Source organism: Thorsellia anophelis DSM 18579, from assembly GCF_900111395.1.
GTDB lineage: Bacteria > Pseudomonadota > Gammaproteobacteria > Enterobacterales > Thorselliaceae > Thorsellia > Thorsellia anophelis.
The window spans coordinates 205,390-223,039 of the sequence record NZ_FOHV01000004.1 but is presented as its reverse complement, the minus strand read 5'-3'; the positions used below and the strand labels follow the sequence as shown (position 1 = coordinate 223,039).

Sequence of the window (17,650 nt, the reverse complement as noted above, 5' to 3'; positions counted from 1 at the left end):
AAGGCTATTTGGGGGCTGAGACAGCGGAACAATGCATAAACCATGGGATTGCTATTGAAACACCCGTTAGGAAAAACATGAGAGATAAACTCCCTAAAAACATTAGGAATTTTTGGAATGATAAAAGAAGAATTATTGAAAGTACAATTGGACAACTTGCTGAAAAATTCAATATTGAAAGAACATTCGCAAGAACAATGCTGAGCTTTACTAATAGGCTGAGTAGGAAAATATTATCACACAAACTGGCCACCCTGTTCAATAAAGAACAAGGTAGACCCATTTTAAGTATCGCAGATCTCGCATTTTAAAAGTCGAGCATCGCGTTAGAACCTAAAAAATAATAGTTAAAACATACATAATAATAAACAGTGAAAACAATTGATGAAAAGAATAATTTTAATACTAGTAATACTATGTTTTAGTTTTAGTTTTAGCTCATTAGCTCATGAAATTCCTTCTGTTACTGGGAATATTAGATTGATAGATGAAGCTAATGTTTTATCTCAACAAGAGAAATCTACTTTAAATAAGTTATTACTAGATTTTGAAAATCAACAAGCCGACGGTTCAGAATTTTTTGTCTATATAGTTAACTCAACTAATAATGAAAGTATCGAAAGCTATGCTGAGCAGGTATTTAATTATTGGAAAATAGGCTCAAAAAATGAAGATAATGGCCTTTTAATAATTGTTGCTGTTGATGATAGAAAAGTAAGAATTGAAGTTGGAATCGGTTATGAAGGACTTGTCACAGACCTTATAGCAGGCAGAATTATCCGTGAAACTTTACTGCCTAATTTTAAAACAAACGATTATTATCTGGGTCTACAAAAAGGCGTTGTAAGAACGATTCGAGTAATAAACCCTGAATTTATCTTCGACTCTCAGCTAAATGAGATGAATCAAGAAGAATATAACAACGAAATAGAAGAACTTAGTTTATCTGAATTAATAACTTTCCCTTTTTTAAAAGTCTATCTTAGCGTTTTCATCGGTCTTTATTGTTGTATGCTGTTTAGACATACCAAAAAATTAAAAAATCTTATTTTAAAAGAAAAAATGGGTTATGAATATAGGAAAAAGTCAAAAGACAATAAACATACGATGAAGCATGCCTGGAATGATCATATACAAAAATTGGAGTTATTATCACAATATAAAATTCATTTCCCTAAATTTCCAAATGTTGTAATAGTAATGATTATTGGGACTTTTTGCGCTTTACTTACAGCTCAATTTATACAAAATGGTGATGTCCAGCCTATTGTTATTGTGCTGTTTATTTTTATTGCTATTTTTATCAATTTTTTCAGTGTCCCTCTGTTATTTATAGGTCTGTTTCTTCTATGTAAGAGTTATAAAGAACAATCAATAAAAATAAACAGCATCATAACCTTAAGCCCTAAAGACTCAATTTTTCATGCGCTTTATTATGGTAATATATCAACAAGCTATAGTCGCAGTTCTAATTCTTCACGATCATCACGTTCGTCTAGTTCTTTTCGTTCTTCTCGCTCTTCAAGTAGAAGAAGTGGTGGAGGATCAAGTCGAGGTGGGGGATCATCAGGTAGCTGGTAGATTAAACAAATCATTAAACTTGTATGAGAGTAATTAAAACTATCGTGGATTCGTATAATAATTCCTTAGCTCTAAAGGAAATAATTTAATACCTTTAATTACAAATACATAAAAAAATAACTTTTTAAAATGAAACATTCTAAGCAGCACTAATATGCTACTACACTAATTAATTTGATTTAGTCTGTTTAAGACTAAATTCCAAGGATTTAAAATGAAAAAAATCGCTATAACATTGCTTGCCCTATTGATTATCGTTACATTTACTATAATTAATGGCTATAATTCCATCCAGAAAAATGATGAAACTGTTTCAGCTGCTTCGTCTGAACTACTTAATCAATATCAACGCCGTTATGATTTAGTGCCTAATTTAATTAATACAGTTAAAGGGTACTCAGCCTATGAAAGTGATGTACTTCAAAATGTGGTTAAAGCTAGGAGTGCAATTAGTCAAATAAAAGTAGACGCACAGATACTTAATGATCCTATTACAGCAGAAAAATATCAAAAAGCGCAGGATGAATTAAGCGCATCGCTTTCAAGGCTATTGGCTATTTCAGAACAATATCCTGACCTAAAAGCAAGTGCACTTTATCAAGATTTAATGGTGCAATTAGAAGGATCGGAAAATCGCATTTCTGTTGCTAGAGGGCGTTATATAGAAGCTATAGGCCAGTACAATACCCAGTTGAGGCAATTTCCAGGTTTTCTGATTGCAAATTTCATGGGGTATAAGCCTATTTCACACTTTACACTCGACAATAAGGAGGAAATAATAAAAACTCCTGTTGTAGAATTTTAAATTATTTAACTTATTTTCAAAACCTAAGCTATTTCAAAGCTTTTCTAGATGAACTGAAATAGCCTACGATGAATAATAAACTCTAGGCTATGCGTTATTTATATTTCAAAAAGCACTTTAATATGTAAATTTAAAGTGCTGCTTTTTTCAATAAATGACGTACCAAACATGCAGCCAAGGTATAGCATTAACAAGTTAACGTTTAGTGTAGAGAATATCTTTCCTAAGATACTTCTATTAAAACTTTACTATTCATTTCGAGTTGGAATCACCGCTATAGCCGACATTTCCAGTAATAACTCTGGATAGAACAATCCATTAATCGGAATCGTACCGCTTGCAGGCATATTTCCTTGAAATAGCTCATTGCGTATCTCTGCAACAACCGGCATGTCCTCTATTCGTGTTAAATACCAGGTCGTGGAAATAACATCTGCTAAGCTAGCGCCAGCTGCTTCAAGAATTCCCTTTAAATTTTCAATGGTTTGACGTGTTTGCAGGCGTATATCATTTGCCCCTACAACATTCCATTGCTTATCCAAAGAAGCTATAGTCCCAGTATAAATAGTTGTATGATTACCTGATACTTTTATAGCCTGGGCATATGGACCTTTTGGTGGCATAACATCAGGGTTAAGAACGATTTCTCTTTTCATTAAATAGCCTCACTTTAAAATTATTTGATTGATTTTTTCACAAATTGATAAGATAAAAATAAGATGATAATCCATGGTACTCCTACATAAAGCGTATAAGCAAAAGCATCTATCCAAAGCGTTGAAAGTAATAATGTTGTCAATAAAGCAATAACAACAATATTCAAACTCATTACGATGGTTGACCTAGTTCCATAAGATTGTTTTTCCTTGCGAATAAATGCAAAATGGCTCAATAAGATAAAAATCCAATTGCAGAGCCCTCCAAAAATAACAATTGAAACTAATATCAAATAGGCATTTTGGCTAACAAATTTATTTAGTACTACACTTAATACAATACCCAACAAAGATACCATTAATGCTTTATAAGGGATTTGCTTTTTTGAAAGTGCTAGAAATGCTTTTGGTGCATAGTTTGCTTCTGAAAGTGAGTATAGCATTCTTGTGGCAATATAAATCTGGCTATTCATCGCAGAGAGAGCAGCGATTAAAATCACAAAGTTCATAATAGAGCTTGCAAATGGGATGTTGATATAACTTAATACTGTCACAAAAGGGCTTTGCCCTGTACCTGCTTCATTCCATGGCACAATTATTAACATGAGCGCTATTGCCGCAATATAGAATACAAATAAGCGGATAACTGTTAGTCTCAATGCTCGCTTGATATCTTTCTGTGGATTTTTCGCTTCACCTGCAGCAACAGCAATTGTTTCGGTACCAAGATAACCAAATAAAGCTACAAGTATCCCACACCATATTCCCCAAAAACCAAAAGGAACAAGTTCTCCTGTGGCCCATAAATTTTGCTTAACTGTGCCTGCTGGTTGCTGAAAGACAAAGCCAATACCAATAATGATAAATGCAACGACAACGGAAAGCTTAATCATCGAGAACCAATATTCTGTCTTACCAAATAAAGTCACGTGTGAGAAATTAATTCCTATAAGTGCTAGTGAAAAAATAATAACCCATATCCAAGTTGAAATATCAGGAAACCAATATGCCATATATATAGCACTTGCTGTCACTTCAAGACCGACACCGATAACTGTTGCTCCCCAATAATTATAGCGAGTCACAAAACCAACAGATGGATGAATATACTTACCAGCGAAATGAGCGAATGATGCGGTAGTTGGGTTCTTGCTAGACATATCAATAAGGGCTTTCATAAGGACCAAAGTCATTAACCCTCCAATAATATAGCTGATTATTATAGAAGGACCTGCAAAACCAATAGCAAAAGAACTTCCTAAAAATAGACCTGTTCCTAAAGCTGAACCAATCGCAATCATTGACATTTGACCTGATGTCAATGATCTAGATAACTTTTCTTGCATATTATATTTCCTTTTGCATTAAAAATAGAGTAAACAGTTATCCTAGCGGTGAGTTTAAGTATAATCTAATATCAAATTGTTATTACTCATTCCATTTAGTAATTTACTTTAAACTTAAAATCCATAAAGGCTGAAAAAATAACCAATTAAGCCATAATCGTAATTTACTTGCAATTTTTAGTTGCTTGATTCGCTAAGTTCACTATAATAGCGCTCCAAAGTGCCTGTGTGGCGAAATCGGTAGACGCAGTTGATTCAAAATCAACCGCCTTCGGGTGTGCCAGTTCGAGTCTGGCCACAGGCACCACTTTAGTTTTAATCAGTTTCCAAAAATTAAAGTTTTATTATCAAAACAGAGACTTATACCCACCCCCTTTCAATAATTTTCAATATATTTAATAATATTTAAATACTAATTACGCATAAATCACGCATTGATTTACGCATGATATTGAGGTTACTTGAATGGCGAGCATAAAAAATACAACTCTGGCTTTAGAGCTCAAGTTTTTGTCTTGGGTGTTAGAGAATCTAAAACTTTCACAACAAAAAGAGAAGCAAGTAAGTGGGCAACAACTCGAGAGCTTGAAATCCGTGAATCAAAATCTAAACCACTTGGCGTGCAATTTACATTAAGAGATGCTCTAAGAAAGTATGCTAATGAAATTAGCCCAATTAACCGTGGTTGTCGATGGGAACAAATTAGACTAGCCGCTTTTGAAGAAAGACGCTTACCTCTTGATACACCAATCTCAAAAGTTAGGACTACTCTCATTTCATTATTTAGAGACAAACGCTTGAAAGCAGTTTCATCAAGCTCAGTCTTGAGAGAGTTGACTCTACTATCTGCTGTTTTTGAGGAGGCAAGAATAGACTGCCAGTGGATAGATGATAATCCCTGTAAAGGTATTAGAAAGCCTCTAATGACATAGAATTCATATAACCACCTACTCCATTTCTCTTAATGAAATATGCCGAGTTACAACAAATTGTTTCCATACCCTTTTATTCCGGTGAAAAATAAGGCGCATTTTTATTTATTTCTAAAATTAATTTGGCTTCTTCGTCCGAACAATTATCACGTGTAGGAATGATTATACCGTGAAGTTGTGCTTTCAAATCAGACCAACGAGATTTGAGCACATTCCAATTTATTTCATCATAAGTTCCCTTAAAAATAACTGTAAATATTTCGATTTTTGGTATTTCATTCAGCGAAGAAATTTCACTGTTCTCTTCTAAAAATTGATCTAATTTTTTGTGCCATAAACTACCTAATCTATCCACTCGGCCAATTTGTTGTTCAACAACACCTGGATTCCATTCTGGATGAAATAAAATCACATAGCGGCATGCTTGATGAAGATTGAGGCCTTCACGCCCAACAACTGATTGAGCTATTAACACTTTAGGAAAACTTTGCTCACGATTAAATGCTAATTGAAGCAATCTACGGGTTTCTGGCTTTGTTGAACCATTGAGCAAACGAGCAAATTTCCCATCATGAGAATTATATTCTTCTTTGATCCGTTCGTACAAAATAGACCATAACTCCTCGGCTTCGTATTTATCCAATTCTCCATCATCATTTTTATCACCTTCGTTATGTTCTCGCAAAACAGAAACGAGGCTAATGAATGCATCAACCAATCTGGTTTCATTTGATTTATTATCATTTGCATCGACGAGTTCAAAAAGGGCTCGACTGACTATATTAAGTGCAGAATTATTGTTAGTAATCTCACTATCATTTGCGTGAATCGTATTCTCTTTATTAACCTGTGAATGAAATGCATCAAATAAAGCCTTTAGATTCTGATTTTGATTAAATTCATCACTCAGTTTTGCACTTATAGAAGAAATTTTTTCGCCCAGATCATCAAATCCTGTGATAAGTGATTGAATTAATTTCTTGCGATTTTGTGCACGAATATTATTCGACTGATGATATTGTGTTTTGAGTTTATCACTACAGATTTTAATATCGCGAAGGCTACTTAATAATATTTTTTGCTCACAAGTCAAATTGGCATTTGCGACTAATTGTCTAATCGCGATAGGCAGTATTTTTTCCTGCTGATCATTTAGTTGCTGTTGAGGCCAATAGCAGTTTTGGACTAAAGCTTTTAACATTTGTCGCGTATTAAGCAAATGAGTTAACGCACTCAGCGGTTTGTTAAAGCGACCGAAAACTAATACTTTTTCATTGGTATTTTCGACAAGCTCTTCAATTTTATTCACAGTGGCTAAAATAGCTGGATGATCATATAAAACATCCAGATCAATAGATGTGCCTTGATTTTCAGACGAAAAAGGCTTAGCCATAATACTTTTCCAATAATTTAACCGTTTAATACGTTTTTGTTCTACTACTTCCAAACTATTGATTTCAATATAATCGATATTAGTACTTTGTTTAAGTCCTTCCCCTTCGTTTACGAGTTCTTCTTCAAGAGTTTTTTCTTCTAACTCTGCTTTAGTCATTTCGTCTATACAAGATGACAACCCATGCCCATTCGCTAAGGTAAGTCTTAATCTTTTAAGCATATTTTCATCAGAGCCTCGGGAAACAATCGAAATTGCTTCAGCAGCACAAATAGAGCGTTTCCATTCATCAGTCAATGTCTCGAGCTCTATTTCTATTGACTTCTCTTGCCTATAATCATTTAATCCATTCATTTTATCCCTGAATTTTTGGACATGTTCATCTTGCCGTTTATCACGTCTTAACAAAAATGGACTTAACGCTACCTCAAATTTTTTCGCAGAGTCCATGAATACTTTTTTTGCAATTGGGTTATTAGTGAATGTTTGAATATCTTTTACTGACTGAATATATTCATTGATAATGCTTTTTATCTGGTTATTAACTTCTACATCGACATTTATACGCGAAAAAATTTCTAGCCATTGTTGTGGGTAGAGTTCAACAGGAGTAGCAGTAATTGCAATTCTTCTAGCTGATGCAGATTCAACTAATAAATTAGTCAACATTTTATTTAAACCACTTTCAGCTTTTCTACTTTTATGGGCTTCATCTATAATAATTAGATCAAATTCACCTAAGCCTAATCCAACTGCACTTTCCAAAAAAGGGCGAAGATATTCATCGTTTTTGTACTCTTTAGCATTCAAAGCATTAGGCCAAGGCGTATTATCATAGATATATTCAATTCTTTTTATTAGTTTGCTTTTATAGTTGGATTTTGAAATACGTTCCAAAAATTGAACGATCTTGTCACTTGCAACATCAACCTCAGCGTTCCAGTCACATTTATCATTTTTGTGATATTTATTAGGAAATCGTTCAGATTGTGATTTTCGCCATTTTCCATAAACTTGAGGCAATAAACTCCAACGCCATACTTCTGATTTTTCACTTAATCGCCAATTCATAAACAATTGTGATATCAACGTGATAGATTGCTCATACGGTATCACATTTTCGTCAGAACTGAACGACGCTAAGTATTGGTATAGACTTCGGATTAATTTTGGAGGCGAATTAATATTTGCATCAGCGAGCTCGCTATTCCATTGATATCCAAGTCCAGGCGGAACAATAATTGCAACTCTGCCACCACAATCCACAATAGCTTTGGATACTAGTGCTGCGATACGCGTTTTACCCATACCAACTTCATCAGCAATTATCACACCATTGTTGACTAAACGTTTTGCAATTGCGACTAGGGATGCCCGCTGACCCGCATTTAATTTTTTGATAGAAAGATCGTTAGCAACCATAATGAGCCTAGCAGCAACAGCATCCCAACCTTTGAAATTATGACTCATAACACTTCTCCTATATCTAAATTAGTCAGCTTACCAACACCCCATTCACTTTCTATTTTTTTAATAGCAGCAATATATTTATCAGCATACTCATTACCATTATTAGCAAAATCAGGCTTAAATTCTTCTCGATAAAGCGCACTTAAAGGATTTATTTTCAAAGATTCTTTAAAATATAAAACGCAGCATGTCGATTTCATTTGAATTAATGTTTGAGCAAGGCGATTACACCAAAGTGTCCAATTTTGCTCAGCCATTTGTGTTTGCTGAACTGCTATCTTTTCAATTAAGCTCATCATTTGACGTACTTGGTAACTGGAAATGCTTTTTTTTTGTGACGTTCTACTTAAATCATTATTGGCAATGATTTCACTTAAAGTATCTTGTTCATCTTCTTCGCCATCCTGATGTACAGGTAATGCTTCATCATCCAAAAAGTTAGGAAACGATAATAATTGAAGTTCAGCCTCTTCTGGTGTTAGTTGAGGTAATTTAGCACCAGCGATACGACCATCTTCACCAATAACTGGAATGAATACTTCATAGTTTCGCGTATCAATCTTCCATTTAATTAAGACTTCTCTTGGCTTTTCAGATTCCCAAATGAATCCATTTCTGGATCGTTTGCATTCTTTATCTCCATTAAAAAGGCAATAATTTGTTAAAAATTTTTTTTCACTATCTGACACGTAAAGTTCTACCGGTTCAGATTCATCATTCCAAATTACATAGCTTATTTCAGATGCAGCATAACATTTATCAGAATCTTCAAACCCTTTTCCTTCGATTAAATCAATATTTTCGTGATTAGGTTCTTTTCCTGTACGATGAATAGGAAGAACATAGTTTATTGACTCATACTTAGGACTTTTATCATCATGATTCCCCCAAATATCCCCTGTTTCAAAAATTACGCCAGCTTCTAAATTCCCTTTTTTAGACGCCGCTGTATTCATAAAACCTGGATTTGTGATATTTCCAGAACCAAGGTACAACCAGCCATGTGAATATTTATCTGTTTTTGTACTATATTTTGCACTGAATATAAATTTTGCATGAAGTGTTCTTTGCGTATTTTCGCCATATATGTTGGGATTAATATATGCTGGGTGAATTTTGTAATTATTTTCTTCTATTTCTTTTCTTAACTGAGCAATAGACTGGCACGCAAGAGGATTAACATAAATTACTTTATAAGGTGTTTTAGTCAGTAATCCATTTTCTTTAAGTGAGTATTCAATTTGACTTACAACCGTTTCAGTAAAATATTTTTTTATAGTCTCTTCAAAAAAACCAGACCCTATTGCTAAAAAATTTCTGGATACGGCACAATCAAACGAAGAGATGTGATTACCAAGCTGATTGAAAAATGATTTTTTTCTATTATCAATAAACCTCGGTTTACCCTTTGCAGCTTTAGATGTCAGCTCAAGCCATTTCATTAAATCAATACTTAAGTTACTGCTAATTAAAGGGCTTAGCGCTTCAAGGTTATAATTTTCCAGCAAGTCACTCATAAAATCCCAAGCTGCTTTGATATCAGCAGCCCCCTGAATTTTATCCTTATCTTTAGACACTAGATCGTTTTGGTTTATTTCTATTTGCCAAATCAAATCAAGACTTTGTTCAAGAGTTTGCTTTGTCCAATTCCCTGTGGATACCAGTAGACGTATCTTCCAATCATTTTTTGCTACAAGAGAGCGAAAACCAAGTATTGCTACTTTTGCGTGCATCAGTTTGTACTTTGGTAAAGAGTTCTTGACTAAAAAATGCATCACTCCCGGCATATTTGATATCTTCAAGGGTTGATTAGTTTGATCCAGTAATAATCCCAACTTTATTTGACCTGCTAATGCCCGTTGCCCTCTATTAGCACCGGTGAAGCGTTCAACTGCCAAATCCATAAAAGAATCATCTGCGCTATAACCACACACCCAACCAAAATGACCTTCATAATCATCCGGAGATTCGAAAAATTGTGTCAAAGATTTATTTTTTTGCTCAATGAATTTTTCGTTTTTCATGATAGCAGCTCCTCTGCGAGATGATTAGAGAGTTGATTTTGAAGATCCATATTAAGTAGGTATAGATTTGAAATTCGGTAAGATATGTGAGGAGGAAATTGGCCTAAGGGACTATCATCTTTGATAGATATATCAATAGAACGGTTCTCAAATGCTTCACCGGGTCTAATCGAATTACCTTGAATTATCAGTGTAGACATATCCCGACTAACCAAGTTGGTGATCACAGATTTAATACCATCAACATTTTTATTTAAAGAACATTCACGACAAAATTTAAGCGCATCAGGATGAGTATTATTATAATTTAAAAAATTTGTAGCTAAATCACTTAGTAGTTTTATTGCATCAATTATTGAGTCATTTTTTGCTAGCGATTCAACCGTTATTCCAGTAGAGGTTTTATCCGCAATAGTTCCTTCGATTTGATTTAAGACTTGTAGCGCAAGAAATTTCACATGATTAAAATGTGCTCCTATCTTTATATCAGCCCAATGTTCACTTGATAAATTCTCAGGTTGCGTTGAGTTAAAATCTATAGGCTCCTCATTTTGGTGGAGTGTTTCCATCCAGCACAGCGCATTTCTTCTGCGAATTGAATCCTCTTTGTAACCTTCTAAGGAGCTTTTCACTAAAACTTCTCTTAATAACTTTAGTGCATCCTTTGGCAGAGGTTCGTTCACGTTAAGACAAGATAAATTTGACGGAACTCTGCCAGAGAAATTCAGTTTTGGATCACCTGAAACCCAATTAGCCAATATCTCAATTAGGTCTTTAGCACCTGATTTTTTAATCAGTTCATTACCCAAATCTGTCAATGTAAAACTATTAAATCTTGAATTACTACTTGAGGCTAAGCCTAATGGAATAAGAGCTTGTGCTGTCGACATTCTCATTGGTTGTACTAGATAAAATCCAGTTTTAGAAATATTCTTATAGCTAAAATCAGTAAAAGGTCTCAGCAATAATTTAGTTAATCCTTTTACCCGCTTGTCAACCGCACCTTTATTTTTCAGCATAGTGACTTTAAATGCTAATGCTTCAATTGCATTAGCAACTGGAATGTTTTGGACTTTTTTACGTCCTTCGCGTACTTTGACTGCCACAGCAATTCCAAGTACGGCAAGTAATAATTGCTTGCCGTACCAGACAGAAGCTGTACCAGGTACGGCACGCTCATTGTAATAACGGATTACACCATTTAGTTCAAGTGAACGATTGCGTCTTATGCTAGAAACTTTTTCTGGTGCAAGAAGCCCCCAAGTTATTTGACTCATTGAATTATCCTTGAGTATTTTTAGATTAAAAATAATTATCACTTTGTTTATTTAATAAGCTTTTAATTTGATTGCTATCTTAAACGACTAAACAAATAATTGCCACATGGAGTCTTAATAGTAAGCATCCGCTGAACCCATCTTGAATAAGCCAACAGATACACTAGACTGAGTATAAGTTCAATTAATCGAGGTTTGTGCTTTAAGATAAAATTCACACTACAAGAAAAAATCGCACATTTAGAAGCTCTGGCAGAGTCTGAGCTTAAAATAGCTGAATATACTGTTTTACGTAATTTAAAATCAGCCTCAAGCATCAGAATAAAATCACCCTTCCATACTCGACCTATATATCCTCAAAATCCCAATATACGTACTTATTTATTTAGTACATAAAAAATACTCATGTCAGATATAAGCAACAGATTTAATTTATACCTCGATTTATGCCACCACTTTCAATAACTTCCAATGTATTTCATAACATTTAAATACTAATTTCGCATTGATTTACGCATGATATCGAGATTACTTGAATGGCAAGTACAAAAAACCGCTTTGATAGCGATTCTTATGATTTTCATGTTCAATTAAGCGTTAGCTTTTTGTTACTCTTTTCTAGCGGCACTAGAAAGAAGGTACCCCCTAATCTTGTACTCAGCTTTTGATTTAAGATCTGATAAATTAACCTATGAGGCAAAGTAATATTAATTATTTCGAATTTAGCATCATACATTGACTTGTCTATAGAAATATTTAACCACTGACCATCTTCATATATTCCATCTGAGTCATTTTTTAAATGCTCAGATACATTGCCTGGCTGAAGTATATCATCATCTTTCTCTACCAATAATTCGAAGAAAAAACCAAGCACACTTATCGCCTAGCTGAACCAGCTTCACCAAAATACACATCAGCTGGTTAGATATTGATATTTATTCTCGTTAATTATAACTTATTATAAAGATTGCACTTTTCTGGTTTCTCTTAGAGTTATAAGTTGCTGACATTTGATACTTGAAATCACTGTTGTAAATTCAGCAATTTATCATCCAAACTATTTTTAATCTTTTTCAAGTCATATTTTATAATTTTTCAATCATGTTTTTAATACTATCAAGTGCAAATTTGCACAAATGATGTAAACTATACCCATCCTTTTTCGTTGTGTAACTTACCCAGCTAAAGCCATTAAAATAGTTGCTTTTGCGTTAAAAAGTATATTTTAACCAAAAACTATATTTTAGTTATGAGTTTATGGCTGATTTGAAGACCACTTCGAACTAAAAGGCGCGTTTTTATATTTCTATTTTACTTTAATTCGTTAAATGCATTTTACTTAGGAGCATAGTATGTCTAAACAACAAATTGGTGTTGTCGGTATGGCTGTCATGGGCCGTAACTTAGCCTTGAATATAGAAAGCCGCGGATACAGCGTATCAATTTATAATCGCTCAACAGATAAAACTGATGAGGTCATTGCTGAAAATCCTGGTAAAAAACTTGTCCCTTATTATACCCCTGAAGAATTCGTTGCCTCATTAGAATCTCCTCGCCGCATTTTACTAATGGTAAAAGCAGGTGAAGCAACAGATAAAACCATCGCTTCATTAACGCCTTTTTTAGATAAGGGTGACATTTTGATTGATGGTGGTAATACATTCTTTGTTGATACTATTCGCCGCAATAAAGAGTTATCAGCTCAAGGATTCAATTTTATAGGAACAGGCGTGTCTGGTGGTGAAGAAGGTGCTCTGAAGGGGCCTTCAATTATGCCTGGTGGTCAACGTGAAGCTTATGAATTGGTTGCACCGATTCTTAAAGAAATTGCAGCGAAAGTAGGTGATGAAGCGTGTGTTACCTATATCGGAGCTGATGGCGCAGGTCATTACGTTAAGATGGTGCATAATGGGATTGAGTACGGTGACATGCAATTAATTGCTGAAGCGTATGCATTATTAAAACATGCACTTAAATTAGATAATCCTACCTTAGCAAATGTTTTTACTGAGTGGAACCAAGGCGAATTAAGTAGTTATCTAATAGAAATCACCTCACAAATCTTTGGTAAACAAGATGAAGCAGGTAATTACTTAGTAGATGTTATTTTAGATGAAGCTGCAAATAAAGGCACAGGTAAATGGACCAGCCAAAGTGCACTTGATCTTGGTATTCCTTTGACTTTAATCACAGAATCAGTTTTTGCTCGCTATATTTCTTCAATGAAAGAAGAGCGTGTCAACGCGTCAAAAGTTCTGTCAGGCCCAACATCTGTTGAATTCACAGGTGATAAAGCACAATTTATTGAGAAAGTACGCCGTGCATTGTATTTAGGGAAGATTGTTTCTTATGCTCAAGGTTTTCACCAATTAAGAGCTGCCTCAGAGGAGTACAATTGGGACTTAAATTATGGTGAAATTGCAAAAATATTTAGAGCCGGCTGTATCATTCGCGCTCAATTCTTGCAAAAAATTACTGATGCTTATGCCCAAAATCCAAAGCTTGCAAATTTATTTCTAGCGCCTTATTTTAAAAATATTGCTGACGAATACCAACAAGCTTTACGTGATGTTGTTGCATTTGCTGTCCAAAATGGTATTCCAACACCAACATTTGCTGCTGCGATAAATTATTACGATAGTTACCGTTCTGCGGTATTACCGGCTAATTTAATCCAAGCTCAAAGAGATTTCTTCGGTGCGCATACATATAAGCGTATTGATAAACCAGGTGTATTTCATACAGAATGGTTGGAATAAATTGACCTAAGCTTTATACATTGTATAAGCATTGCCCCTTGTGTTTTATACAGCACCAGGGGGAAATAAACCTTATCAATTTAATTACTATTAGCTTTAAACTTAATAATAGTTGAACATAATATGAAACAATTTAAAAATGATGATTTACGTGTGGAAAAAATAGAAGAATTACTGCCGCCCTACCAGGTATTAGAAAAATTTCCCGCTGATGATAAAGTTGCAGCTCTTGTCAAAGAAAGCAGGCAAGCTATCAGTAAAATTATTCATGGCCAGGATGATAGATTATTAGTTGTTATTGGGCCATGCTCTATCCATGATGTCGCTGCTGCTAAAGAGTATGCTCAAAGATTATTAAAATTACGTGATCAGTTTAAAAATGAGCTAGAAATCGTAATGAGAGTATACTTTGAAAAGCCTCGTACAACTGTAGGCTGGAAAGGACTGATTAATGATCCATATATGGATAATAGTTTCCAAATAAATAAGGGTATTCAAATAGGACGCGAGTTACTATTAGATATCAACGCTATGGGAATGCCAACTGCAGGTGAGTTTTTAGATATGATTACCCCTCAATTCGTTGCTGATTTAATGAGCTGGGGAGCAATTGGTGCTAGAACTACGGAATCACAAGTCCACCGTGAATTAGCGTCCGGCCTTTCATGCCCTGTTGGCTTTAAAAATGGCACGGATGGTACAATCAAAGTTGCTGTTGATGCTCTCATGTCTGCTAGCGCTCCGCATTGTTTTTTATCAGTCACTAAAATGGGGCATTCAGCTGTTGTGACAACAAAGGGAAATCCTGACTGCCATGTCATTTTGCGTGGTGGTAAGACACCAAACTATGATGAATCTCATGTTGCGCAAGTAAAATCAGAACTAGTCAAGGCTAATTTGCCGCCTTATATTATGATAGATTTTAGTCATGCAAACAGCTCAAAACAATTTAAAAAACAGCTTGATGTATGTGACAATGTGTCAGGTCAAATTGCATCTGGAGAGCGTGCCATTACTGGTATTATGATTGAAAGCCATTTAGTTGAAGGTCGCCAAGAATGTGAAGCTGGCAAAGAACTTGTTTACGGACAAAGTGTTACAGATGCTTGTATTGGTTGGGAAGATACTGAAAAAGTTTTACAACAGCTAGCTGATGCCGTAATTATTAGAAGAAAAAAATAAGTTCATTTTAAATTAAACTCGATATAAATCTTTACTTACATCGAGTTTAATCTTATTAACGGGCTATGTGCTTATGACTTGAATTCGCCCAATTCAGCAGTTATGCAAATCGCTAAAATCAAAACAGCGTGATTATTCTAGTAGGCTATTTTCTTCACAAGCTTCAAGGGTATTTTCAATTAAACTTGCAACTGTCATTGGGCCTACTCCCCCTGGCACAGGTGTAATGAATTGAGCCTTAGTTTTTGCTGCTTCAAATTCAATATCCCCTACAACCCTACCATCTTCTAATCGATTAATGCCTACATCAATCACAATAGCACCAGGTTTAATCCATTCTGCCTTAATAAAATTAGGCTTACCTACCGCTACTACTAAGATATCCGCTTGAGAAACAAATATTCCTAAATCATGGGTAAATCTATGAGTGACTGTTGTAGTGCAACCTGCGAGTAATAACTCTAAACTCATCGGTCTACCAACAATATTTGAAGCGCCTACAATTACTGCGTGCATGCCTCTTATATCAACACCGGTTGAATGAAGCAGGGTCATAATTCCTTTAGGGGTACATGCTCGCAATTTAGGAATACGCTGGCATAGACGCCCGACGTTATATGGATGGAATCCATCTACATCCTTATTAGGTAAGATACGTTCTAATACTAATGTGCTATTGATATGTTTTGGTAGCGGTAATTGAACCAAAATACCATCAATTGTTGAATCTAAATTTAGTTTATCAATCAAAGATAATAATGATTCTTCGGATGTTTCATCACCTAGATAGAATGCTTCAGAATGAAAGCCGACTTCTTTACAGGCATTTTCTTTACTATTGACATAAATCGCCGAGGCAGGATTGTTTCCCACTAAAATTACGGCCAAACCGGGTATCCGTAATCCAGACTCTTTTCGCATTGCTACTTTATTTTTTACTGTTTGTCTAATGCTTGCAGCGACGGATTTGCCATTAATTAAGGTTGCTGTCATGTCTATGTTTTCCTAGTTAAAATGGGAGTGCTGATTAAACTTATAGTTATTTTAACAACTTAAAAGCTGTTACAGTGACTAATACATCTTGTAGAACCCACTTAATCTCATAATCAAGTAACTCTACTCCATATTGTTGCTGTTCTGAGTTCTGTTTATGGTAAGCGGGCCTAGGATCTTGAGATAAAATTTCAACAATAAATGATTTTACTTCTAAGCTATATTCTAAACTTTGCCCAGCATCTAAAACTAGCCTTTCTAGTTGCTCATTAGCTTCTGGTGTGAATTCAACAGTAAAAGGAGAAATAGGTGGTAACTGTGCAAATGCCCCTTTCGCTTCATTGATGCTATCGCTAAAAGGAATATAGGGCTTAATATCTATAATAGGTGTACCATCAACTACATCAACACCTTTCACATGAATCTCAACATGTCCATTGATACACTCTACTGATTCTAGTTCGAATACTGACATACCGATTGGATTAGGTCTAAAAGGAGATCTTGATGCAAACACGCCCACTTTTTCTTTCCCCCCTAAACGAGGCGGCCTCACCATAGGTTGCCATTTATACAAATTTGAACTAGCAGATTTATTATCAGGGTTAAGATGAAACCAAAAAAGCACCCAAACATGACTAAAAGAAGATAATGCAGCAACTGCATTAACATCATCAAAAGGCTTATTGAGAGTTATCACCCCTTTTGCTAAGTTAATCAATCTCGGTTGTCTTGGTACCGTAAATTTCTGCTTAAAAGGGGTATTTATTTGTCCAATAGGCACTATTTCATAACGATCAACACCTATCGATTTTGTGTCCAACATTAATTCAACTCACCGAATTTTAAGGCTTCTCCTTTGCATACAGTTTGACGAACACATCCTGGTGTACCTTGTAAAATTTCACAATTTTGAACAAGCACAGCGCTCGCACCTATCCTTTGTGCGTGACGTTGTATTTGTTGTTCAGCTTGTCTTACTGTGACGACAGGGTCACTTGCATTCACTTGGCAAGCAGCGCCTGAAATATCGCCTAATGATTTATAGCTAATACCAGTTAATTGTCCTGGATTGTCAAATAGCACAATCGAAGATTTTGGTTCAGGAGGGTTTCTTTCAAATAAAGAACAAGCAGTCAAAGAAACAATCGATAGTGTAAGTGCGCTTATAAGCACCACTTTAGGCAAATTTATCATGTAAAATCCTTAAATAAAAACATTACAAAAAC

The 17,650-nt window shown here is 34.9% G+C and carries 15 protein-coding genes and 1 tRNA gene; 7 read left to right on the top strand and 9 right to left on the bottom strand.

The genetic code is table 11. From position 1 onward, the window contains the following. The 3 genes from BMW37_RS03955 to BMW37_RS03945 form a co-directional block, all read left to right on the top strand. A partial coding sequence (locus BMW37_RS03955; protein ID WP_281241258.1) for a transposase occupies positions 1–311 on the top strand: 311 nt, incomplete at its 5' end. 73 nt (positions 312–384) lie between these two features. After that, a complete protein-coding gene (locus BMW37_RS03950; RefSeq protein WP_093317976.1) occupies positions 385–1,581 on the top strand; it encodes a TPM domain-containing protein in 1,197 nt (398 codons plus the stop codon). Positions 1,582–1,795: 214 nt separating this feature from the next. Beyond that, the gene (locus BMW37_RS03945) at positions 1,796–2,386 is read left to right on the top strand and encodes a LemA family protein (protein ID WP_093317975.1); all 591 of its coding nucleotides are present in this window, start codon (positions 1,796–1,798) and stop codon (positions 2,384–2,386) included. Positions 2,387–2,634: 248 nt separating this feature from the next. Here the strand turns inward: BMW37_RS03945 and BMW37_RS03940 are convergent, their stop codons facing one another. Together BMW37_RS03940 and BMW37_RS03935 are read right to left on the bottom strand one after the other, a co-directional pair. Next, positions 2,635–3,042, bottom strand: coding sequence for a RidA family protein (locus tag BMW37_RS03940; RefSeq protein WP_093317973.1), 408 nt, complete (start codon positions 3,040–3,042; stop codon positions 2,635–2,637). A 20-nt stretch (positions 3,043–3,062) separates the two neighbouring features. Beyond that, the gene (locus BMW37_RS03935) at positions 3,063–4,388 is read right to left on the bottom strand and encodes an amino acid permease (protein WP_093317972.1); all 1,326 of its coding nucleotides are present in this window, start codon (positions 4,386–4,388) and stop codon (positions 3,063–3,065) included. Positions 4,389–4,610: 222 nt separating this feature from the next. On the opposite strand from BMW37_RS03935, the gene BMW37_RS03930 reads away from it, so the two are divergent. Further along, positions 4,611–4,695, top strand: a tRNA-Leu gene (locus BMW37_RS03930). 154 nt (positions 4,696–4,849) lie between these two features. After that, positions 4,850–5,320 carry a site-specific integrase gene (locus tag BMW37_RS03925; protein ID WP_093317971.1) on the top strand — a complete coding sequence of 157 codons (471 nt, stop codon included), beginning with the start codon at positions 4,850–4,852 and terminating at the stop codon, positions 5,318–5,320. A gap of 73 nt (positions 5,321–5,393) precedes the next feature. On the opposite strand, the gene BMW37_RS03920 is transcribed toward BMW37_RS03925, so the two are convergent. From BMW37_RS03920 to BMW37_RS03905, 4 genes are all read right to left on the bottom strand, one after another. Beyond that, positions 5,394–8,183: a DEAD/DEAH box helicase gene (locus BMW37_RS03920; RefSeq protein WP_093317970.1), complete on the bottom strand. Its 2,790-nt coding sequence runs from the start codon at positions 8,181–8,183 to the stop codon at positions 5,394–5,396. After that, complete coding sequence (locus BMW37_RS03915; RefSeq protein ID WP_093317969.1) at positions 8,180–10,207, bottom strand: hypothetical protein; 2,028 nt, start codon at positions 10,205–10,207, stop codon at positions 8,180–8,182. The genes BMW37_RS03920 and BMW37_RS03915 overlap by 4 nt, the downstream gene beginning before the upstream one ends. Then, on the bottom strand, positions 10,204–11,484 hold the full coding sequence (locus BMW37_RS03910; RefSeq protein WP_093317968.1) for a hypothetical protein: 1,281 nt from the start codon (positions 11,482–11,484) through the stop codon (positions 10,204–10,206). The genes BMW37_RS03915 and BMW37_RS03910 overlap by 4 nt, the downstream gene beginning before the upstream one ends. 586 nt (positions 11,485–12,070) lie before the next feature. Beyond that, positions 12,071–12,361: a type II toxin-antitoxin system HicB family antitoxin gene (locus BMW37_RS03905; RefSeq protein ID WP_177168569.1), complete on the bottom strand. Its 291-nt coding sequence runs from the start codon at positions 12,359–12,361 to the stop codon at positions 12,071–12,073. A 478-nt stretch (positions 12,362–12,839) separates the two neighbouring features. Here BMW37_RS03905 and gndA point away from each other — a divergent pair, with 478 nt between their 5' ends. Both gndA and aroG read left to right on the top strand, forming a co-directional pair. Further along, positions 12,840–14,246, top strand: coding sequence for an NADP-dependent phosphogluconate dehydrogenase (gndA, locus tag BMW37_RS03900; RefSeq protein ID WP_093317966.1), 1,407 nt, complete (start codon positions 12,840–12,842; stop codon positions 14,244–14,246). Between the two features lie 123 nt (positions 14,247–14,369). Then, positions 14,370–15,428, top strand: coding sequence for a 3-deoxy-7-phosphoheptulonate synthase AroG (gene aroG / locus BMW37_RS03895; protein WP_093317965.1), 1,059 nt, complete (start codon positions 14,370–14,372; stop codon positions 15,426–15,428). Positions 15,429–15,560: 132 nt separating this feature from the next. Here aroG and folD read toward each other — a convergent pair whose 3' ends face one another. From folD to rcsF, 3 genes are read right to left on the bottom strand one after another with little or no spacing between them, the layout of a single operon-like run. Beyond that, on the bottom strand, positions 15,561–16,421 hold the full coding sequence (gene folD / locus BMW37_RS03890) for a bifunctional methylenetetrahydrofolate dehydrogenase/methenyltetrahydrofolate cyclohydrolase FolD (RefSeq protein ID WP_093317961.1): 861 nt from the start codon (positions 16,419–16,421) through the stop codon (positions 15,561–15,563). Positions 16,422–16,467: 46 nt separating this feature from the next. Next, complete coding sequence (gene tsaA, locus BMW37_RS03885; RefSeq protein WP_093317960.1) at positions 16,468–17,247, bottom strand: tRNA (N6-threonylcarbamoyladenosine(37)-N6)-methyltransferase TrmO; 780 nt, start codon at positions 17,245–17,247, stop codon at positions 16,468–16,470. Continuing rightward, positions 17,247–17,618 carry an Rcs stress response system protein RcsF gene (rcsF, locus tag BMW37_RS03880; RefSeq protein WP_093317959.1) on the bottom strand — a complete coding sequence of 124 codons (372 nt, stop codon included), beginning with the start codon at positions 17,616–17,618 and terminating at the stop codon, positions 17,247–17,249. Before rcsF ends, tsaA begins: the two co-directional genes overlap by 1 nt. Positions 17,619–17,650 lie beyond the last annotated feature (32 nt).

Coding starts and splice junctions, on each gene's coding strand:
- rcsF (WP_093317959.1), bottom strand. CDS start 17,618: ATGATAAATTTGCCTAAAGTGGTGCTTATAAGCGCACTTACACTATCG.
- BMW37_RS03940 (WP_093317973.1), bottom strand. CDS start 3,042: ATGAAAAGAGAAATCGTTCTTAACCCTGATGTTATGCCACCAAAAGGT.
- BMW37_RS03935 (WP_093317972.1), bottom strand. CDS start 4,388: ATGCAAGAAAAGTTATCTAGATCATTGACATCAGGTCAAATGTCAATG.
- BMW37_RS03920 (WP_093317970.1), bottom strand. CDS start 8,183: ATGAGTCATAATTTCAAAGGTTGGGATGCTGTTGCTGCTAGGCTCATT.
- BMW37_RS03950 (WP_093317976.1), top strand. CDS start 385: ATGAAAAGAATAATTTTAATACTAGTAATACTATGTTTTAGTTTTAGT.
- BMW37_RS03915 (WP_093317969.1), bottom strand. CDS start 10,207: ATGAAAAACGAAAAATTCATTGAGCAAAAAAATAAATCTTTGACACAA.
- folD (WP_093317961.1), bottom strand. CDS start 16,421: ATGACAGCAACCTTAATTAATGGCAAATCCGTCGCTGCAAGCATTAGA.
- BMW37_RS03945 (WP_093317975.1), top strand. CDS start 1,796: ATGAAAAAAATCGCTATAACATTGCTTGCCCTATTGATTATCGTTACA.
- tsaA (WP_093317960.1), bottom strand. CDS start 17,247: ATGTTGGACACAAAATCGATAGGTGTTGATCGTTATGAAATAGTGCCT.
- BMW37_RS03910 (WP_093317968.1), bottom strand. CDS start 11,484: ATGAGTCAAATAACTTGGGGGCTTCTTGCACCAGAAAAAGTTTCTAGC.
- aroG (WP_093317965.1), top strand. CDS start 14,370: ATGAAACAATTTAAAAATGATGATTTACGTGTGGAAAAAATAGAAGAA.
- gndA (WP_093317966.1), top strand. CDS start 12,840: ATGTCTAAACAACAAATTGGTGTTGTCGGTATGGCTGTCATGGGCCGT.